This is a genomic window from Streptococcus sp. k-402, assembly GCF_013277515.1.
Taxonomy (GTDB): domain Bacteria; phylum Bacillota; class Bacilli; order Lactobacillales; family Streptococcaceae; genus Streptococcus.
Genome location: NZ_VMNB01000003.1, coordinates 316583 through 337231, shown reverse-complemented (window position 1 = coordinate 337231; position 20649 = coordinate 316583). Strand labels below are relative to the sequence as shown.

18 protein-coding genes and 1 pseudogene are annotated in these 20649 nt (G+C 38.2%); 4 read left to right on the top strand and 15 right to left on the bottom strand.

All coding sequences use genetic code 11. The annotated features are described in order from the left end of the window. From HT724_RS10155 to HT724_RS02620, 14 genes and pseudogenes are all read right to left on the bottom strand, one after another. Positions 1-2293: YSIRK-type signal peptide-containing protein (locus HT724_RS10155; RefSeq protein ID WP_240156713.1), on the bottom strand; the 2293-nt coding region annotated here is incomplete at its 3' end. Between the two features lie 789 nt (positions 2294-3082). Further along, entirely contained in the window at positions 3083-3637 is a 555-nt protein-coding gene (locus tag HT724_RS02680; protein ID WP_345890304.1) for a PBECR4 domain-containing protein, read from the bottom strand. 712 nt (positions 3638-4349) lie between these two features. Beyond that, a pseudogene (locus HT724_RS02675) lies at positions 4350-4772 on the bottom strand (hypothetical protein); the annotation flags it as partial. Next, positions 4765-5511, bottom strand: a complete 747-nt coding sequence (locus HT724_RS02670) for an ImmA/IrrE family metallo-endopeptidase (RefSeq protein WP_345890305.1) — start codon at positions 5509-5511, stop codon at positions 4765-4767. The gene HT724_RS02670 and the pseudogene HT724_RS02675, both read right to left, overlap by 8 nt. A gap of 12 nt (positions 5512-5523) precedes the next feature. Further along, on the bottom strand, positions 5524-5868 hold the full coding sequence (locus tag HT724_RS10380; RefSeq protein WP_001056000.1) for a helix-turn-helix transcriptional regulator: 345 nt from the start codon (positions 5866-5868) through the stop codon (positions 5524-5526). Between the two features lie 514 nt (positions 5869-6382). After that, on the bottom strand, positions 6383-7333 hold the full coding sequence (locus HT724_RS02660; protein WP_112445108.1) for an N-acetylmuramoyl-L-alanine amidase family protein: 951 nt from the start codon (positions 7331-7333) through the stop codon (positions 6383-6385). 375 nt (positions 7334-7708) lie between these two features. After that, entirely contained in the window at positions 7709-9079 is a 1371-nt protein-coding gene (locus tag HT724_RS02655; protein ID WP_173276169.1) for an MATE family efflux transporter, read from the bottom strand. A 114-nt stretch (positions 9080-9193) separates the two neighbouring features. Next, positions 9194-10360 carry a recombinase RecA gene (gene recA / locus HT724_RS02650; protein WP_001085465.1) on the bottom strand — a complete coding sequence of 389 codons (1167 nt, stop codon included), beginning with the start codon at positions 10358-10360 and terminating at the stop codon, positions 9194-9196. A 54-nt stretch (positions 10361-10414) separates the two neighbouring features. After that, a complete protein-coding gene (locus HT724_RS02645) occupies positions 10415-11671 on the bottom strand; it encodes a competence/damage-inducible protein A (RefSeq protein WP_173276168.1) in 1257 nt (418 codons plus the stop codon). An 88-nt stretch (positions 11672-11759) separates the two neighbouring features. Next, a complete protein-coding gene (locus HT724_RS02640; RefSeq protein ID WP_000239275.1) occupies positions 11760-12812 on the bottom strand; it encodes an LCP family protein in 1053 nt (350 codons plus the stop codon). 7 nt (positions 12813-12819) lie between these two features. Continuing rightward, entirely contained in the window at positions 12820-13338 is a 519-nt protein-coding gene (locus tag HT724_RS02635) for a GNAT family N-acetyltransferase (protein ID WP_023936471.1), read from the bottom strand. After that, positions 13328-13771, bottom strand: coding sequence for a tRNA (adenosine(37)-N6)-threonylcarbamoyltransferase complex ATPase subunit type 1 TsaE (tsaE, locus tag HT724_RS02630; RefSeq protein ID WP_173276167.1), 444 nt, complete (start codon positions 13769-13771; stop codon positions 13328-13330). The genes HT724_RS02635 and tsaE overlap by 11 nt, the downstream gene beginning before the upstream one ends. A gap of 84 nt (positions 13772-13855) precedes the next feature. Further along, on the bottom strand, positions 13856-14476 hold the full coding sequence (locus tag HT724_RS02625; protein WP_173276166.1) for a hypothetical protein: 621 nt from the start codon (positions 14474-14476) through the stop codon (positions 13856-13858). A 305-nt stretch (positions 14477-14781) separates the two neighbouring features. Continuing rightward, positions 14782-15645, bottom strand: coding sequence for a helix-turn-helix transcriptional regulator (locus HT724_RS02620; protein WP_050223545.1), 864 nt, complete (start codon positions 15643-15645; stop codon positions 14782-14784). A 188-nt stretch (positions 15646-15833) separates the two neighbouring features. On the opposite strand from HT724_RS02620, the gene HT724_RS10375 reads away from it, so the two are divergent. The 4 genes from HT724_RS10375 to HT724_RS02605 all read left to right on the top strand — a co-directional run bounded on the left by HT724_RS10375 (position 15834) and on the right by HT724_RS02605 (position 19368). Next, complete coding sequence (locus HT724_RS10375) at positions 15834-16004, top strand: PhrA family quorum-sensing system peptide (RefSeq protein WP_050243138.1); 171 nt, start codon at positions 15834-15836, stop codon at positions 16002-16004. 314 nt (positions 16005-16318) lie between these two features. Next, positions 16319-16615 carry a lactococcin 972 family bacteriocin gene (locus HT724_RS02615; protein ID WP_050243139.1) on the top strand — a complete coding sequence of 99 codons (297 nt, stop codon included), beginning with the start codon at positions 16319-16321 and terminating at the stop codon, positions 16613-16615. A gap of 103 nt (positions 16616-16718) precedes the next feature. After that, the gene (locus HT724_RS02610; protein ID WP_050243140.1) at positions 16719-18734 is read left to right on the top strand and encodes a DUF1430 domain-containing protein; all 2016 of its coding nucleotides are present in this window, start codon (positions 16719-16721) and stop codon (positions 18732-18734) included. Position 18735: 1 nt separating this feature from the next. Beyond that, positions 18736-19368, top strand: a complete 633-nt coding sequence (locus tag HT724_RS02605) for an ABC transporter ATP-binding protein (RefSeq protein ID WP_000571433.1) — start codon at positions 18736-18738, stop codon at positions 19366-19368. A gap of 720 nt (positions 19369-20088) precedes the next feature. Here the strand turns inward: HT724_RS02605 and ndk are convergent. Beyond that, a complete protein-coding gene (gene ndk, locus HT724_RS02600; protein WP_173276165.1) occupies positions 20089-20502 on the bottom strand; it encodes a nucleoside-diphosphate kinase in 414 nt (137 codons plus the stop codon). Positions 20503-20649 lie beyond the last annotated feature (147 nt).

Genomic DNA, 20649 nt, shown 5'->3' with positions numbered 1-20649 from the left:
GATCTTTCGCTTGTGGAGTGTATTGCATGTTTTGTGGGGTTGGTACAGTCACTTTATTCTTATCACTAGCATCACTATTCCCAAAGTAAGATACGGCGCTAACTTCTGTACCTGCCTTAGCAACCCCTGCTTTTAATGAGAATGAATTTCCTTTGATTTCAATTCCATCCGCACTACTAGTCCATGTTCCAGTTCGAGGATCACGCATTAGGGTTACCATTTTGTTATTATTATTTTTATCTTTATAAGAAAGCTCTACCTTATCCACGTTTTGATTTTGAGCAGAATAAGGAGTTACTGTTACTGTCCCTTTATTAGCGTTAACTGTCGGAGCATTCGGCTTTTCTTGTAAACCTCTCGCCATGAAGTACATCTTAGCTTCATTATACTCAAGCGTTCTCATACCCGTTCCATAATAGATTGGGGCATACGGTGTGTCTGTATGGGTTATATAAGAAATTCGTACTTCCCCTGTGTTTAAAGTGAAATGGTATAATAAATTTGTATGCTGTTTTAATCCATCTATAATTCTCTCTGATTTGTTGTAAAAATCATTGGAAACTTCTGTTCCGCTCTGCCATTTATAGAATCTACCCATAGTAGGTCCTAAGTAATAATACCCCTCAGAACCCCTAGTATCTGTAGGACTAGCACCTGTCCTCTGATTCGAACCACCTTTTGCAATAAAATCAGTATTTGTCACATCCTTAATACTACCAAAGTTACGATTAAAATCCCCGTTTCGCCCACTAGCAGGACCATAAGTTGCAAAGCCTCCTCCCAGAGTATTTTTTATACTTTTACCCCATTCTGCATTAAAAGAATCTCTTCCGACAACGGATGACTTAGTATGTGTCCCATCTTTTCTAGTAACTGCCAGAGTCTCTGTAATAGTATGTCCTGTCGGTAAAGTAAACCAATAAAAAGCATTTTGGTGTTTGTTTTGTTTACTATTAAAAATCAAATCCCATTGAAAACGACCACTACCTAAGTTTCTAACAGTAACTTTAGCTTCCTCCAAAGCCTCTCTCACTTCTCGTAAATTTTCTTCCCGAGGTCTGTCGTTCGCTCCCCGTCTCAATGCATACAAATAAGTTTCAGCAGGCAACTCTGAGCCATCATCTTTTCGAACAATATACGCCCTTTTTGTAGTTAGCACCGTTGGTGTAGCTCTCAGGTAGGATCCTTGTGTCATTGCTTTGCCATTTAACAGGTCACGCTTTCCTGATTTTTCACGAGTAAGTGCTAAGGCAAGTTTTCTCTCCGCTTGTTTTCCTTTTTTGAGTAGTTCTTCAATTTCAGCTGGTGTTAGCTGAGGTTGCAATACACTAGCTTCAATTGATTTAACAACTTCTTCTACTCCTTCTAAAAGTTTCTTGGTCTCAGGACGTGTGATTTCATTTGCCTGTATCAGATAGGCAGACAAATCTTTTGAAAGCGTTTCTAATTTATCTTTATTCTGATTATCACTAACTTCTGGCTTTGAAAGTTCAGTTGATGGAGTGCTGACTTCTCCATTAGTTGATGATACATGATTCTCCTTTAGGACTTTTGTAACAGCTGTCTTTGGAGTTAAAACAGCCCCCTCTGGAGCAGCAAGTCCATGATTTGTCAGACCTGCTTTTTCTAAGACTGGAGGAGTTGAAACTTGAGGCGACAAAGCTTCCTTGACACGGCTCGTCAGTTCTTCCATCAGTCTTACTTGCTCATCAACCTGCGCTTGCGTCGCTTTTGGATCTTCCAAAACTGCCTTAGCTGCTGCTAGACGCGATTCCACTTCATTGTGGAGCGCTTTCATGGAGCTAAGAGTTAGTTTTTCCAACAAAGTTTGCAGATTGCCTTGGAGTGATTTAGCTTCTGTCGTTTTAGTGGCAGATGTGGGCTGGTCTTGCTCTTTTACTGCTCCTCCTTGAGAAGTTTCTTGAGCAGCTGGTTTCGTCTCTGATTTGGTCGGAGCAAGGTTAGCTGTTTCCGGTCCCTTACTAGCGTCCTCGGCTTTAGTCTCTGGAGAGTTTGACTCCCCTGTATACTGGAGCTCAGCCGACGGTTCAGTCTCAGAGACCTTCTCTGGCTCTTCCACATCTGACTCCTGCTTATCCTTATCTGGTGTTCCAGCAGATCCAGCAACTACATCACTGGCTGTTGCCGAAGATACCGCAGGTGCCTGCGCTTGCACCCCATTTGCAAAAAACATCAGAGCCGCAACCGCAACACTAGCAGCCCCAAAATGGTATTTACGAATGGAATAACGGAAAATTTTCTCTCCATTACCATCATTCTTTTTCTTGAACATAAGTGAATCCTTTCCTCGTCTGAGAGCTTCCCCAAGCTTAGAAAGCGCGCAAAAAGCCGACAGACGATAATATATCAACTCTATACTAACACTTCTGACATACAAATCAACCCCCTCGCTGATAGTATAGAGTTAGGAAATGCAAGAAAAAAGCGACATTATATATATATATATGCATAGATGTGTAAAGCCTTTTGATACAACCCATTTTTTAACAAATATACAAGAGTTATACTACATTTATATATGCTAAACATCCTCTGCGCCAATGTTACAATATTATTACATTTTGATTACACAAACATTTCAAAATATATGATAGAAGTCTGAGTATTTTATAGTAATTTCCTTCCTATCAATTAGATCAACCAGTTGAGTGTTGAATGTTGAAACACCCTAGCCTCAGCAAAGAACTATGATCAGCATTTCCTAGCCGCTAGGACACTCCAAACCACCTATTCTAAGTCCATCATCATAGCTTGGTCAGTAAGATACAGACTGCAAGGCGACGCTGATGTGGTTTGAAGAGATTTTCATTGAGTATAATTTTAACTTCTTATTTTTCATTCCTATTCCTTAAATAAAAAGCTCACTAAAAAAGTGAGCAACATTTCCAATGAGATACTTCTGTTGACGAGCGCGTCTCTCCGCCCCCTCATTGCCTTGCGAAGAGGCTTGGCGAATCGAAAGGAGGTGTTTTTTCCTGTTTTCAATTCTACTTATTTTTGCACATTTTTTTAATTTTATCAAACAAAAAAAACGCAAGCCGAAGCCTGCGAAAAGTTTTTTTTATAACCATTTAATTTCTTTCACATCTGTTTTACGAACTTTAGCATATTTCTTAGCGCTTGTAAAATGTAGAGTAACCGGTTTAAACACTCCACTTTTATCTCTTCGTAAACCTAAAATTGCGGATCTTTTGTTTCTATCTTCAAAAAATATGACGTCCAACTTCATAGTGTTTTTAGATAAATCTTTGGCTAGGATACAACAACTTGTTATCTTAGAATAGAAGATATCACCGATAAAACTATACAAAGATATCCTTTCTATAATATCGTTGTACATGGGATTATTTTTATATTCTTCCAAAATAAAAACACCAGCTTGAATAGCAGGTATTGTTTGACTAGCATAATCTCGTGTGATTTTGTGCAAGCCAAATAAGTGATGTAAATCAGTCAAGCAAAAATCTACTTCGAAAGTCTCTAAATGCTTATAATTCGTTGATACTTGACATGTTTTTCCATCGAATTTCTCTTGATAATCTAAAATACAATCAAGTAATTTCAACGACAAACTCCATATTTTCTCAAAATAAAAAAAGCACGGGGCAGTTCTCACTACTGCCCAAAGTGGATGATTAGAGTCGGCTTCTCTAACTCCCTATGTTGTGCTTATTAGGCTTATCGCAAGGGAACAGTTTTTAGCTCTGCCAAGCCACATAGCGTGCTTACTACTATGTGTCCATGTCTCCATGGATTGCCGAGCGGTTTAACGACGTTTTGGGAGTCGGGATAACGAGAAAAGTGATACTTTTACGTTTTTTCCAACTTAATTATGACATCTTTCTTTAAAAAAGTCAATATTTATCGCTTTCTTTAACGAAAAAATCCCACAAGAACGAATCCTGTGGGGAGATACACATTTTAGAAAAGCTTTCCTTTATTCTACTATTTTTCTTGTATTTTATCATTCAGTATGATAAAATACAAGTTTTTTGATAAAATAACCAAAAACTACTCGCTATCCCCTCTCATATCACCCTACATATCGTTTGACATGCGACTGATAGTTCAGGGAAACTTCAAGGACAACTTTTCTCTCATCCCCTATGTAGGTCATTTCTACTCTTATAGGCTCAATTTGACACTTTTCTTCTTCGAAGTGCTCATATGCCTCCTGAATAGTGAGTTCGATTTATCCAAATTTATTTTTGTCTATTTTGATGAACACTTCCACGAAGATAGTCTGAAAATGAATTTGCACCAATTTTCCTTCTCTTTTTAAGCATATTATTCCAGATATGATTCCCCTCTTGTTCAGTAATAAATTGCGCCTTAAAGGCTTCAACCAGTATATCTCCTGTTGTCATATGTTCTAAAGAAAATTTTTCTACATATGGTTCAACATCTCTTAGGTTATTACTTCCTAATATCCCGTTATGCTTTTTCGCTAAGGAAATAGAAGCCGCTTCTCCCTTACCAATAACCTTGTTACTATCATGATTTCTTGTTAAATCTCTATATAATGCGTATTCTTCAGTTCCAATGTCTATGCTCACAATCTCAGCCGAACCCTTAGCTACTAACTGGTCTATCCTAGATTTTAAATGGGGAATTGTAGGTATATTGATTTCATCATACACCTCTTGTGGAATAACAATTTTACCCGAATAGAGCTTTTCTAAAAGATGTTCAGTGCCAACCCATAAAAATGCTGAAATACAATCTGTATCAATAAATACACGACTAGTCAAACGACAACTCCCCCTCTTCATCTAGCCCATATACAATATCATATCTGAAAGCATCTAGTAGCAGTTCCTCATACTTCCCTTGCGAAATTCTGTTATTTTCTAAAAGTTGTTCAGTCGATTTAATATAGTGTCCTAATACCATTTCCTTTTTACTTTCTGACAAAGGACGATATAAACTTGTATCATAGCCTAATCTTGAAGCTGTCTCTATAACACTAATATCCATATTTTTAATTTCTTCTGCATCAAGGTATCCATCATTCCGCAATCTATATAACATAGCTTTATGACTGATACCATAAAACTGACCCAATTTTATAATATCTTCTACTTCAAGATGAGTTCTATTGGCATTTTCTCTGATTTCCTCAACCATCCTATACAGTGAAGATGGGGAAATTAAAAAATAAGAAGCAAACTGATCCGCTTTTCTTTCAGTTTCATCTCCTTCACCAATCAAGATAAGACTGACTGAACTATTCTTCACCTCATCATAATAAAGATGATACAGTTCATGTGCTAAAGAAAATCTTTGTCTTCCTAATGACATGTCTGAATTGATTACAATGAGACTGGACTGAGTTCCTTTATAACAGACTCCGCTAATATTCTTTCCGAGTCCATAAAATACCAGCGTCAAATTTTCTATCTTTTGTACCAATTTAAAAATATCTATCGGCGCTTCACCATCAGCTCCCAACTTTTTTCTAAGATTTGAAGCTTTATTACTTAAATCCATTTTATCAATCATTTATTTTGTCTCCAATAGCTGATCTATCTCAAATTGATTCAATACAATTTTATTGATTTTCGCTAAAACTTTAAGATCTTGGTCTACTATTTTATTTTTTCTAAACGATATGACACACTGTTGTTCAGCTTGTTCGCCAAACAAAAGATATTCAACCGTACAGCAAAACAGGGCAGATAGTTTCTCAATAACATCCGACGTGATATTCCTTTCACCTTTTTCCATTTTGGCAATCATGCTTTGATTCAAAGACAAATATTCAGCAATCTTATCTTGAGTAAGATTTGAAGATATTCTAAGTTCTTTTATTCTTTTTCCAACATCACATACATTTATCATATTCATACACCTCTCATAAAAAGAATAGCACACCCTTGTCATAAAGTCAATTTTTAAAATAAAAAAATTATGACAAAACAAGAAAGCAATTTATTGGTGCTGCTTAAAAATCCAAAATTGATGATAGTAAACCTATTTGATGAGTTCCTATCAAAAATCGTATCTTCAACCTCAAAACAGTATTTAAAGCTATCCGACTCGGTTTACATTGTCAAATTTATACTCAATGAAAATCAAAGAGCAAACTAGGAAACTAGCCGCAGGCTGCTAAAAACACTGTTTTGAGGTTGTAGATAAGACTGACGAAGTCAGCTCAAAACACTGTTGCAGATGGAAGCTGACCTGGTTGATGAGATTTTCAAAGAGTATTAGACTTTATTTGAGAATAACTTTATAGTTTGATTTTTATTTAATATAGTAGCAAAAATTGAAGGAAATATCTCCACAAGAAAACGCATACTATTAAGCTTTTTCAAGACCTAATAATATGCGCTGTTCTGATTTGAAAGACATTCCATTATTATTTTACTGTTATCAAGCCTTCAGGCTCGACTGTAAATTCTGGTTTTTCTGCTATCGTACCATCTTCTTTAAGGTAATACCAGCCATCATTTGATTTGACAAAGGCATTGGAAACCATGTCCCCATTTTGACTATCAAGATAGTACCAAGTCTCCTTGTATTTGATCCAGCCTGTTTTCATGGCTCCTTCTGCGTCGAAATAGTACCACTTCTCAGCGATTTTCTTCCAGCCTGTCGCCATTTCGCCTGACTGATCAAACCAGTACCAGTTGCCGTCTATGTGCTTCTTCCAGCGGTCTGCAAGCATATAGCCTGAACCGTCAAAGTAATACCAGGTACCATTGATTTTCTCAAACTTATCTTTTGGATAAGAACCGTCTGAGTGTACATACCAGGTGCCAGTATCGTTCTGTTGCCATCCTGCTTCAATCGTCAAGCCGTTTTCAATATCCTGCTTGAATTGCTCACGGCTAATACCCCATTTGGCAAGATAAGGATAGGGGTCAATGTGATCTGAGTTGTTGTCAGGTTGGTTATTGGTGCAGTATTCGTGTGTCTTGATACCTGCCAAGTCGTCTGTATCAAGTGTTTTCGGTATACCAGCTTCATCCGCTAGATTGCGCAAGAGTTCGATATAGAGACGATAGTCAATCAGAAACTCTTCTTTTGATTCATGGCTTTCAATCAGTTCAACTTGTGCATAACCTTCTGCATTCCAACCGCCCCCAACGTCCCAGGCACCATTATCAACAGGGCCTACCTGCATAACACGACCATTACCGACTACGTGAGAAAAGAAGCCCAATTCAGGATCTTTTCTGTAATGGTAGTCAGCCTCATTTTGAACCGTTGAGTTGCGGTTGCCTGTGGAATGGGCATGGACTTGCCTATATGGTTGCACGCCGACTTGAGGCAAATCTGTTCTTAATTTACTCACATCAATTTCCATATTCTACTCCTTATCAATTAAAACAACTTATTTTTTACAATCCAGAACCAGAAACTCCTTTATTTCTACCTTACAAAGAAGACAATCTTAGTCACGATTAGGCTTGTAGATAGAACTTCAAAACGCACTATTTTGACATTGTAAATAGGACTGATAAGGTCTGCATTCTATCTACAACAACACCCCAAACTAAAAAGCTTTTCAAAAGTATATTTTTACAGTCTCTATATGTCCTTTTCATAAATACTATACTTTATTATATCATATAAAAGAAATCAAAAGTCTGTTAAACTGTTTTCAAGACCAAACTAAAGAATAGAACACAAGTTTTTTCGATTTTCACTAGAGGAAAGAGATTTTATTCAGCAAATCGAGCTATGATGACACTTTTGTTGCCAAGATGGCCTTGCCTTCTTTTATTAAAGGATGACGGAAAAGCGAAAAGTACAGTTGAACTGTCATGGCAACCCAGATTAGGGGTTCGCAAAGGATAACTCCCTTATAGCCTGCCCAAGGGATAATCAAGACCACAAAAGCGATTTTCCCGATTAGTTCAATAAAACTAGAAACTAGAGGAAGGATCTTTTGCCCCAAGCCCTGCAAGCAATTGCGATAAATCAACAAGAGGCTCAAAATTGGATAAAAGGCTGAGCTAATTTGCAGATAGAGACTACCATTTTCTACCAGGTAGCTATCCGTCGAACTAGCCAAGAAGGAAACCAAGGCTGGACTGGCAAAAAAGAGGAAGATACAAACCAAAACTGCCCAGGACATACTTAAACGACTGCCGATTCGAAGACCTTGAACAATGCGGTCAGGTCGCTTAGCTCCTAGATTCTGAGAAGCAAAGGTCGTCATCGAGGCAGAAATAGCAGTCATAGGAAGAAGGGCAAAGGTCATAATGCGTCGAGCTGCCGTCTGGGCACTAATAATCACTGCACCAAATGTATTAACAGAAAACTGTAAAATCACACTGCCGATAGATACAATTGAACTCATCAAGCCCATAGCCAAACCTTGCTCCAAGAGATCCGCGTACAAGCTTTTGTCCCATTTGAAATGTTTAAACTGTGGCAAGAGTTCTGGCACACTTTTACGAATATAATAAAAGCAGAGAACCGCTGATAAACCTTGCGAAATAATGGTAGCAAGTCCCGCGGATTGAACTCCCAGATGCAATTGCGTAATAAAATAGAGATCCAGAACCACATTAACCAGAGCAGAGAAAATCAGAAAACCAAGCGCAGCTAGACTGTCCCCAATAGACCGCAACAAACCTGCAAAGAGATTATAAGCAAAGCTGACACCAACACAGGTCACAATCATAGAAATATATTGATAGGATTGGGGAAGGATTTCTACAGGGGTATCTAGGTATTGTAAAAGAGGATATAGACCAAGAAAGCCCAGTAGCATCACTACAATACTCAACAGAGCTCCTAAAATCCAGGTGGCTGCTACTGCTTCCTTTATTTTAGTGAAATTTCGAGCCCCATAATAACGGGCAATGACAATCCCCATCCCATTGCCAACACTAAGAGTAAAACCTACAATCAGGTCAAAAATCGCTGTCGTCGCCCCTACCGCTGCCAAGGAGTCTTGTCCAAGAAAACGTCCAACAATCAAGACATCAGCAGTGTTATAGAGTTGCTGAAAGATATTAGACAGCAAGATTGGGAAGGCAAAACTCAAGAGAGAAGGAAGAATCGGACCATGTATCAGGTCCACTGTTCGTTTTTTATTCATAAGGCTATTACATCAGCTTTCTAGTGGAGCCACAAGAAACAGTAAACTATAGTCAATCTGAAATCTTGAATCAAAAATCGAAAAAGTAGCGGATTTCTCCACTACTTTAACAGCTTATTCTTCAATTTCGATTTCAAGTTCATCGCCTAGGTCAAGTGTCACTTCTTCATTCACAGAATCTGCTTGAACTGCTTCATCTTTTTTGTTTTCAGTATCTTGTTCTGAAGCTTCTTCTCCATCAATCAAGCCAAATTTAGAACGGACTTGCTTATCAATTTCATCAAAGATTTCTGGGTGCTCTGCCAAATATTTCTTAGAATTCTCAGAACCCTGACCGATTTTTTCATCCTTGTAAGAATACCAAGCTCCTGCTTTTTTGATAATATCCAAGTCGCTTGCAATCTTCAAGAGTTCACCAGTCTTAGAAATTCCTTCTCCGTACATAATTTCAACTACGGTTTCCTTAAACGGTGGAGCTACCTTATTTTTTACAACCTTAATCTTAGTTTCTTTACCGACATTGGTTTCTTTTTGGTCACCAGTTCCCTTAATTTGTGTGTTACCACGAACATCTAAGCGGACTGAAGCATAGAATTTCAAAGCACGTCCGCCAGGTGTTGTTTCTGGATTTCCAAACATGACCCCAACTTTTTCACGCAATTGGTTGATAAAGATAGCAATTGTTTTGGTTTTATTGATAGAAGCACCAAGTTTACGCATGGCCTGACTCATCATACGGGCCTGCAAACCAACGTGGCTATCACCGATATCTCCATCAATCTCCGCACGAGGTACAAGGGCAGCAACTGAGTCGACCACGACAAGATCTACAGCACCTGAGTCAATCAATTTTCCTGCAATTTCAAGACCTTGCTCTCCTGAGTCTGGTTGTGACAAGAGCAATTCGTCAATGTTAACACCAAGGGCCGCAGCATAAGCTGGGTCAAGGGCATGCTCCGCATCGATAAAGGCTGCAATCCCACCTTCTTTTTGCGCTTGCGCAACTGCATGAAGGGCAACCGTTGTCTTACCAGATGACTCTGGCCCATAGATTTCGATGATACGTCCCTTAGGATAACCACCTGAACCAAGGGCAATGTCAAGAGCCAAGGAACCTGAGCTCATCACTTGCACCTTTTGCTCCGCACGTTCACCCAAACGCATGATTGAACCCTTACCAAAGTCTTTCTCAATCAGTTTAAGAGCGTCATTCAAGGCTTTTTCACGTTCTGCCCCAAATTTTTTTGAAATTTCTTCTAATTTTTTTGGTTTTTTCGCCATTCTATTCTCCTGCATTCTAATGATCCTCAGACCTGTCTACTATTATATCAAAAGTTAGTCACTTAATAAAGCCTTGCGAACTAGGTTAAAGGCATGCATAACAGCAATGTGACGTACATCTGCTCGACTTCTGCCTCCAATATTCACCTTAATGACCTCAGTTCCTTGCTCCTGTGCCAATCCTATGTAAACTGTCCCAGCTGGGTGTCCTTCGAGGCTATCTGGTCCTGCTACTCCAGTCAAACTAATGCCAAAATCTGACTGTGTCTTGCTTCGTGCCTGCTCAGCCATCTTCTGAGCTGTAAATTCAGACACCACACCCTGTTCTTCCAAATCCTTGACAGGAATATCCAACATCTTTGATTTTTCCTCCAAGCTATAGGTCACAAAACCACCCTTAAATATACTGGAAGCACCTGAAAAATCCGCTACATTGGCTTGGAAAAGCCCTGCCGTTAAACTCTCTGCAGCCGTGATGGTTTTCCCTTGTTTTTTCAGTTCTTCTACCACAATACTGGCCAAGCTGGACTCTTCCCCATAACCATAACAAAGGTCTCGTAAAGAAAGGCTTTCGAAAGTCTGACAGTTCAAGATTTTATTTTCCAAAACATCCAACGCTTGATTCGCCTCTTCTTGACTGCTAGCCTTTGTTGACAGACGCAAGGTTACCTCTCCTGTCTTGGCATAAGGTGCCAAGGTCGGATCGGTCTGATTATCAATTAAATCAGCCAAAATCGTAACCAACTGGCTCTCGCCAATCCCAAAGAAACGAAGAACTCGGGAATACAACTTGCTCCCTGTCATCAACTTGGGTAGAAGGTGGTTTAAGACCATGGGTTTCAATTCACTTGGTGGACCTGGAAGGACAACGTAGATTACTCCATCGACTTCCAATATTCCTCCCACAGCCAATCCTGTTTCGTTGGACAGTGGAGTCGCTCCTTCTACAATTTGAGCTTGTCTTTCATTATTCGGTGTTCGGGCATAGTCTGGTCTCTGGGCAAAAAAGACATCCAACTTCTCCTGAGCCTGAGGATCGAAGACTAATTCTTTCCCTAAAAATTTAGCTAGAGTTTGTTTGGTCAAATCGTCCTCAGTTGGCCCCAAACCGCCTGTCAAAATCACCAGACTGCTACGTTGACTGGCACTCTCAAGTAAAGACAAGAGACGAGCTTCATTGTCTCCTACAGCCGTCTGAAAATATACGTCTACTCCAATCTCAGCTAGTTTTTCCGACAAAAACTGAGCATTGGTGTTGACAATCTGTCCTGTCAAAATCTCTGTTCCAACAGCAATGATTTCTGCTTTCATGTTTCCTCCTACCTATCTATTCGTATTTTTTTGAAAAAATCGCAGGAATTTTCCTACGATTGATTTTTTATTTTTATCAACAAATGAACTATTCTACTTCATTTGTTACAAAGACACCTTGTTCTTGATTATCTCCATCACCAACAGGCACCCGTCCAAACAAATCTTCAAATAAGACCGCATTGGTTTCGACCTGGGTAACTTCTTCTTGTCCCAAAGAACGTCGGAGTAGATTTTGCATTTCCAACATATGGGCTCTCGAAACAACCTGGTAAGAAACACCTTGAAGCATCTCTCCTTCACCCTGCAACTGCTGAGTTTCAATGGTTTTAAATGAATCTTTATAGCCTAGCAAGTTAGGGATACTTTTTGCAGACAAATCAATATTGGTCTGCATATTGTCACTCAAAGCTTTTAGAATCTCTTGATAATGACCAACGCTATTTAAACTGAGAGCTTTTTCCATGACTTTTTGAATAACTTCACGTTGACGTTTTTGACGACCATAATCTCCCTCAGGATCTTGGTAACGCATTCGTGCATAGACTAGGGCTTCTTCTCCCCCAATATGTTGCTCCCCAACACCGATAGAAATGGTATTAAATTCTTCTTGGTCACTGATAGAAATTGGGAAACCTAGGGTATTATTGACTGTAATACCACCTACTGCATCCACTAGTTTTTGTAACCCTTTCATATTGACCATCACATAGCGATCAATATGGATATTCATCATTTTTTGAATGGTTTCTATAGCAAGCTCTGCTCCACCATCTGCATATGCTGAATTCAGTTTCGCTTCATGAGCCTGACCATTCCCTGATTCAATGCGGGTCAGAATATCCCGCTCTAAACTCATCATCGTTGTTTTTTTCGTTTTAGGATTCACTGTCATCAAGATCATGCTATCACTTCTACCGACCCAAGTTTCAGTTCGTTCAGCATTTCCGGTATCAACCCCCATTAACAGAATGGTTAGAGGTTCAGTCGCTTCAATAACCTTGGTTTCTTCGCCGATTTTTTTATAGGTTTTAGCTAAGGTTTCTGTCCCTTGTTGATAAATAGTATAAGCAAAAATACCTGCTCCTACTACAGTTACAGAAAGTAAAGCCAGCACCATTCCAATAATTTTTTTAACCATATTTCTACTAATCGATCAGTTTACCCATCAAGTAAACATCGATAAATTTCCCTTCTTCTATATATGCCCCACGCTCTTGGCGACCTTCAATTATAAAGCCATGCTTTTGATAAAGATGAACCGCAGCTTGATTACGAGTTTGGACAGTCAGCTGGAGACGACGCAGGATGCCGCTTGCTTGTGCCCACTCTATCGCTTCTTCTAGCAACAAACTTCCCAATCCATTATTCCAATATCTTTTTCCAATCACAATGAAGAGATCTCCAATGTGACGGACTCTCTTGCGCTGGTCAGCTGTAATATTTACAATACCTGCAATTTTATCATTTAAAAATGCAAGTAAGGTTATCTGATTGTCCGAACTAGCTTGCTTGTTGAGGAATATTTCCATCTCCTCACTGGTCAAGAGAATACCATCTCTGTCTAGGCTGGTAAAATCTGTCTCCAAACTCACACGATTTAAAAAAGCCACTAATTCAGCTGCATCTTTGGGCTCTGCTTCCCTAATGAGCAATTCATACTCCATGTTGAAGCTCCTCTAAGAGTTTTTCTGCACGCAAACCCTTTGCCTGAAAATTTAAACGGCGACCGTCTTCTTCTTTTAGAATTTCCAATTCTAAATAAGTATCTGGCAAGGCATCTCCTAAGAGATTTCCCCACTCAATAACAGTCACGCCTCCACCAAAGAGAAATTCATCCAAGTCGATAGAATCAGCATCCCCCTCTATACGATAAACATCTAGGTGATAAAGTGGCAGTCTGCCTTCATACTCTCTTACGATAGTATAGGTGGGACTTTTAATCATTTGAGAAATCTGCAATCCTTTCGCAAGTCCTTTAGTAAAGGTCGTTTTACCTGCTCCCAGTTCTCCAGTTAAGATTAAAACATCATTCTTTGCTAATAGATGACCCAAACGCTCCCCTAAGGATTGTAGCTCTTCTTCATTTTTTGTGTACATACTCTTATTATACCAAAAACTTTTCTTTTGTGTCTATTTTCCTACTAAACTTACCATCATAACATCCATAAAAACAGGCTTTCTCTAAAAGAAAATGAGCGTAGCAATGACCAATACAAGATCTCGGAAAATATGACCATAAAAGGAGACTTCCTTCTTAACAGAATTTGGGACAAGATAGGCTGCAAAAAACAAACCCAGTCCAATATACATCAGAAGTGATACAATGGTCATTGGATTTCTTAAGAAGAGAAGTGTTGCTAAAATAGTCACCAACACTGTCTTTTTTCTGTCTAGCATAGCAAGCAAATCGCGCATGTATTTTTTCAAGGGTAAAAAAATCAGCAAATCTAGCCCAAATAGAAAGAAAAAGGATGGCAATAAAAAGTCAACTAATTCTTGCTGCAGCGTATTTTTGATGAACAAGTTGTCTGACAAAGCAAGGACAGCTCCTAATAAATTAATTAAGAGCAAGATACTGTAAAAAAGCTTCACTGACTTCTTACTAGCTAGGACACTATGGACTTCTTGCTTACGAGTATAAAGATAATTTACTCCAGCACAGATTCCTGAAACGAAGATCATACTTCCGATGAAAAAAGCTGTACTTTGTTTAAAGGACAAGATGCATTCCTTCCATAGGAAACAGCTACTCAAACTGATTTGAATTAAAGCTAACAAAAATAAGATTCTCATTGATTTCATCTTTTCTCTCCCTTCCTACCAATCATTATACTAGGAGAAAAGAGAGAACTGTTTCTAATCTTCTCAAATGTCTTTTTAAGACGCTAAACAAACATGAGAGACTAATACTCAATGAAAATCAAAGAGCAAACTAGGATGCTAGCCACAGGTTGCTCAAAACACTGTTTTGAGGTTGCAGATAGAACTGACGTGGTTTGAAGAGATTTTGGAATAATATAAATTTGAAATAAGGCTGATAGTATTCATTTCACTATCAGCCTTACAGGTTATTTAACGTTTCAGAAAAACTATAATGTCAAGATTAACTAAACAGTATCTAATTCCTTCAAATAATTTTCTATCTTCATCAACATTAAAGGATTGTTATAAATCTTACATAACTCTCTTGCTTCTATATAATAATTTTTGACTTGTTCTTTGTCTAGAAATTTGGCCCCAGCATTTCCTACAAGAATAAGTAGAGGAGCCAGTTGGTAGCTTGTCTGTCTTTGTTTACAGAGTTCAATCGTCTCAAGAGCTTCTTGGATGGCTTCGTTATATTTTTCCTTTGACACTAGGTAGTGAGCGTAGTTGTAACGAACTCTGATGTAGCCAAATAAAAACTCTTGATGCTCAAAATTTTTTGTCTGATATAACTCCATCAAATGAGAGTAGTTTGCCTCATATTCTTGTTCACGACCCACTAAGGAATAGAAATTAGATAGAGTATTCAATGCCTTTAAATAAATCAGAGTATTTGAGGAGACTTTTAATAATATATTTTCCAATGAAGAAATAGCCTCACACTTACTGTCATATTGATAGAAGTCAATAATAGCTTTAATCCATTCAAGGTAAGTTCGGTCTTCTAGTGTTAGAAAAGTGCTTCGTTCAATCTCTATTCTATAAATATATTCCAAATCGTCATAATTTCTGTCATCTAATAGTCGAGCAGATAATTGCTTGAAATTAGAGAGGTTAGATTTAATTTCAATTTGTTCATTAAAAAAATAATCTAATGGCACTTCGAGTCGTTGTGAGAGTTTGAACAAAAGGTCTGCGGAGGGAATGAAATGCCCTCTCTCAATTTTACTAATCTGGCTTTGTTCACAAATTCCTTCTGCAAGAGTTTGTTGGGAGAGTCTCAACTCTTTTCTTTTCAATCTGAATTTCTCTGCGAGTGTATTCATTAAAGATAATAAACCTTCCTATTTGCTTAATTTCGTTATAAAATTTTTAGTTCAAAATAGCAAGTTAAAAGAATAAATAATTCTTTATGGTAATAAACTAAAAAAAGTCAAAAATTACATAAAAATGCTTGACCGAATAATATATATATGTTAAAATGAAAACAAGGAAAAAGAAAAGGGTTTCACGAATGAAGAAAAATCGTGGAATTCAAAAATTATCTATATTAGTATTACTAGGTGTTTTTATGTTTAGTAACACAATTCCTTACCAACAGTTTATTCAGAAGAATAGACAATTGGAGATTCGAGTGCAATCACAAAAGAAGTCCAATGGTCTTGATGTTGGGAAGGCTGATTGATTTCGTATTACTTTAAAATTCAACTATTTAGAGAAAGGTATTCTGATGAGAGCTTGTAACAATACCAGATAGATATAAGAATGGAGATGTTTGATAAAATGCTTTCATAGCTAACCAACTGTTGAAAATTATGAGTTACAAAATCTAAAGTATTTAAGATTGGTTTATAAAATTAGGTCTCTGTCTGTAGAAAGGAACGTGCAGTTAGAAAGGAGGAAAAAATAGGATACTATAATTCAGACTGAGATTTCTAATTAAAATATGTAGTTGCATTTCGCTCATTTTCATAATATTTCATTCAGAGGAGTAATAATATGTTAAAATTTAGAAAAGTAGTTGCATCATCCCTTGCCGTTTTGGCATTTAGTTTAGCTCTTCCTGTTTTGGCAGTTTCTCACCGTGGTGGCGAGTGGACCTATGGAGGCCATCATGATCCAAATAATTGGGGAGCATTTTCGAATTATTATCATGGTTCACAGTATCACTGGGCCTATGTTGGAAGTAATGGACGTGACAATCAAAAAACAGTTTATGCAGGAGCACATAGTGCGGCCTATGCGTTTGTTAATACAAATTTTGGGGAGCAAGTTACATTTGATGCGGGATGGTAAAGAATAATTGAAGAAGATTCTTTTATCAATAGTTTAGTAAGCTTGTTTAGTTTATAGAGGGCAGAGGTATTTCTGCCCTCTGTTTTAGAATAAGGAATGCACTATGAAAAAATTATTTATACTCATATCCAACCTGCTTGCTAGTTTGTTCTTTGTTTGGGTATTTACCATTTGGACTGATACATATGTCTCCCATTATTACCCCAACGTTGTTGTACATGATTCTTCCCCTGAAACAACTTTTCAGCATGTTGCTACACGCTTGGAAAAACTAGCAGAAGAAACAGATAGCTTTATTGCGATTCAACACCAAGATCCTAACTCAGAAGGTACTCCAGTGTTTTCTTATACGACCTTTGGGAACGGAAAGTTGCCTGATGGGCTACAGGAAAAAAAACTAGAAGATGCTCAAAGTAGTAGTGTTGAAACAAACTATTTTGTATTCGATGGAAACCTAGATATTCACTTGCTAAGGGAGGAGCTAAGTCAACTTGGCTTGACTAACATGCACCTGATAATTCCATCCAAACTATCTACGTTAATGGCTATCTTTAGTAACGGATTTCAGTTAATCAGTCTATTGATTTTCATCTTAACCTTTGGAGCACTGACTTTAATTAGTCAAATTAGCCAATTACGGTCGTCGGGCATTCGCCTCATTTCAGGAGAGAAACGGTGGTCCATTTTCCTTAGACCAGTTGGTGAGGATTTGAAAGGGATAGCTGTTGGTTTCAGTTTAGCTGGCGTACTCGCCATTCTTATGCAAAAAATTCTGTCGCTTCCAACGCAATCCCTAATGACCATAGGAGAAGGCTTGCTCTGTTATAATCTCATCTTGTTGTCGATCTCCCTGTTTTTCGCTCAACTCTTCGCAGTTGGGATAAAAAAGATACACCTGATGCAGATTATAAAAGGGCAAGTGCCTGTCAGAGGAATCATTAGTTTGATTTTAATCGGTCAACTATTAGCGATTATTATTGTAACGCTGGGAATAGGGAGTAGCTTAAAGTATACCCAAGCCTGGCAACAGCATCGGATTGGACAAGAGGCTTGGAGCCAGGAAAGACAACTGATTACCCTATCATTCAGCCGTGAAGGAACGAGTCCTGGTTTTGATGAACAAGCTCAAAGGAAACTCAGAACTTGGTATCAATTGATGGATCTGGCTGTTTCAGAAAAAAAGGCTTTCTTATCTAGACACCAGTTAATTGACCGTTCTTTGCAAAATGGCATGGCTTCCTCCAAAAACTTGACAACCTCTACAGAATGGCACGATTACAGCCCGAATGGCAATGTCCTTATCGTCACACCGCAATACTTGGAGCGTCAAAACATTCCTGTAGATACAACTATTGAGCAAAAGATGAATCACCTTGATGTAGGGGAGTTTGTCTTATTGCTGCCTGAACACCTCCGTTCAGAGGAAGAACATTATAAATCTGTTTTTGAAGACGACTTAACCAGTCGCATGTCTAGTCAAGATGAACGACAACAAATGACTGCTACGGTAGGTTATTTAGAATCAGGTCAGGATCGTTTTGTGTATAATACGACCCCTATTTCTTACCAGCAGTTTTTGAAAGATCCAATCATCATTGTTATAACACCCCAATCAACTGGTCCACAGTCCATTTTCTTTTGGGTAGACGCAGTACAGAACTACGTTCTCTTTAATCAATTGTCTGATGCCCAGGAGCTTATCCAGAGACAAGGCATTGAAAATTGGGTCTCAGAAATGCAAACAGGTTACCACAACTACATCACATTATTGGATAATATCCAGAGGGAACGTTGGGTAATGCTAGCAGGAGCTGTGCTTGGGATTGTAACTTCAATCTTGTTGTTTAACACTATGAATAGGCTCTACTTTGAAGAATTTAGACGTGCCATTTTTATCAAACGCATTGCAGGTCTCAGGTTCTTAGAAATCCATCGCACTTATCTCTTTGCTCAACTGGGTGTGTTTTTACTGGGATTTGTTGCGAGTGTATTTCTTCAGGTAGAGATAGTAGTTGCTTTCTTAGTCTTGTTACTCTTTACTGGTCTATCTCTTTTACAGTTACATATCCAAATGCAGAAAGAAAACAAGATGTCCATGCTTGTTTTGAAGGGAGGTTAATATGATTGAACTTAAACAGGTGAGTAAATCTTTTGGAGAACGAGAGTTATTTTCGAATCTTTCAATGACATTTGAGGCTGGAAAAGTCTATGCCTTAATTGGTTCAAGTGGTAGCGGAAAAACAACCTTGATGAACATGATTGGAAAATTAGAATCTTATGATGGGACGATTTTTTACCGAGGTAAAGACTTGGCCAATTATAAATCGAGTGATTTTTTCCGTCACGAATTGGGCTACCTCTTCCAGAACTTTGGCTTAATTGAAAACCAAAGTATTGAAGAAAACCTTAAGCTAGGTCTCATTGGTCAAAAGTTGAGTCGGTCGGAACAGCGGTTGAGGCAGAAGCAGGCTTTAGAACAGGTCGGCCTGGCTTATCTTGACCTAGATAAGCGCATCTTTGAGTTATCGGGCGGAGAATCGCAACGGGTTGCCTTGGCAAAAATTATCTTAAAGAATCCACCCTTTATTCTGGCAGATGAGCCAACAGCTTCAATAGACCCAGCAACCTCTCAGTTGATTATGGAGATTTTGCTATCTCTTCGAGATGATAATAGGCTAATCATTATCGCAACACATAATCCGGCAATTTGGGAGATGGCTGATGAAGTGTTCACGATGGATCGTCTGAAATAAAAATCCTTGTTTTTAATTGCACGATGAGTTACTGAAATATTATCATGAATCAATAATAGTGTAGGAGAGATTTTCCTCCTACAACCGTTTCAAAAGAAAACTATCTTTATTCCATGTTATTTTGAAGGAGATATTGTGAAAGTCAAAGATGATGATGAAGTTGAGTGGGATTTATTAGAATTTCAAAAATTTAGAGCATTTTTGGCTTAGTAATCTGTGTTGAAAGCTCAAAATCTATGGTAAAAAGTAGATTTGAAAACGTATTGCCTCCAAAGATTTAGTTAAATAATGATTTAACACAAAAAGAAATTATTGAAGTTCTAGAAAGATGTTGTTTCAGTATTGAGAAAAGGTGGGAAAAGCTTGCGATTTTCACAGAGAAAGGAAGAAAAAGTATAGAAATATAGTCAATTGAAACAAGAGCAGGACAAAAGAATCTTTTGTGCCATATTTTTCTCCTTTCGCTTTACAATTGGCTTGAACACTTTTATTGTATCGCGTTTGGAGTTTTTTTTGGTATAACTTTCGACGCGCACCCACATAGTGGGTGTTTTTTTGTCTCGCACCTAACGAAGCGAGACGGACTAATAGTCACATAATCAAAAAAAACACACCATATCAAAAACTAAAAAATTTGATATTATGCGTCATGTCTTAAACTAATTGACTATACTTTCTATTCAAATGAGCTTTTAACCAATTGATTGAGCCAATCCACTCTTAAAACCAAAGAGCAATTTCTCGCTTAGCTGACTCTTCTGAATCTGAACCATGCACAACATTTTGAATAGCTTGGTTTTCTCCGGCAGCTTTTGCAAAATCACCTCGAATAGTTCCTGGTAAAGCTTCTTCTGGACGAGTAGCACCCATCATGGTCCGCCAAGTTTCAATTACTTTGGGACCAGAAATGATACCTACAAGAACCGGTCCTGAAGTCATAAATTCACGAATCGGTGGGTAAAAACTTTGACCAACCAAGTCCTGATAGTGCTGATCAATCAACTCTTCTGAAACCTGTGAACGCAACTCCAATTTTTCGATTGTAAATCCACGTTGTTCGATGCGTTTCAGCACTTCACCCACTAGCCCTCTTTTTACACCGTCTGGTTTAATTATAAAAAATGTTTGTTCCATCCCCGTCTCCTTTGCCAGCTTCTTTCTTTTATACTCTTCGAAAATCTCTTCAAACTACGTCAACTTCGCCTTGCCGTAGGTATATGTTACTGACTTCGTCAGTCTTATCTACAACCTCAAAGCAGTGCTTTGAGCTGACTTCGTCAG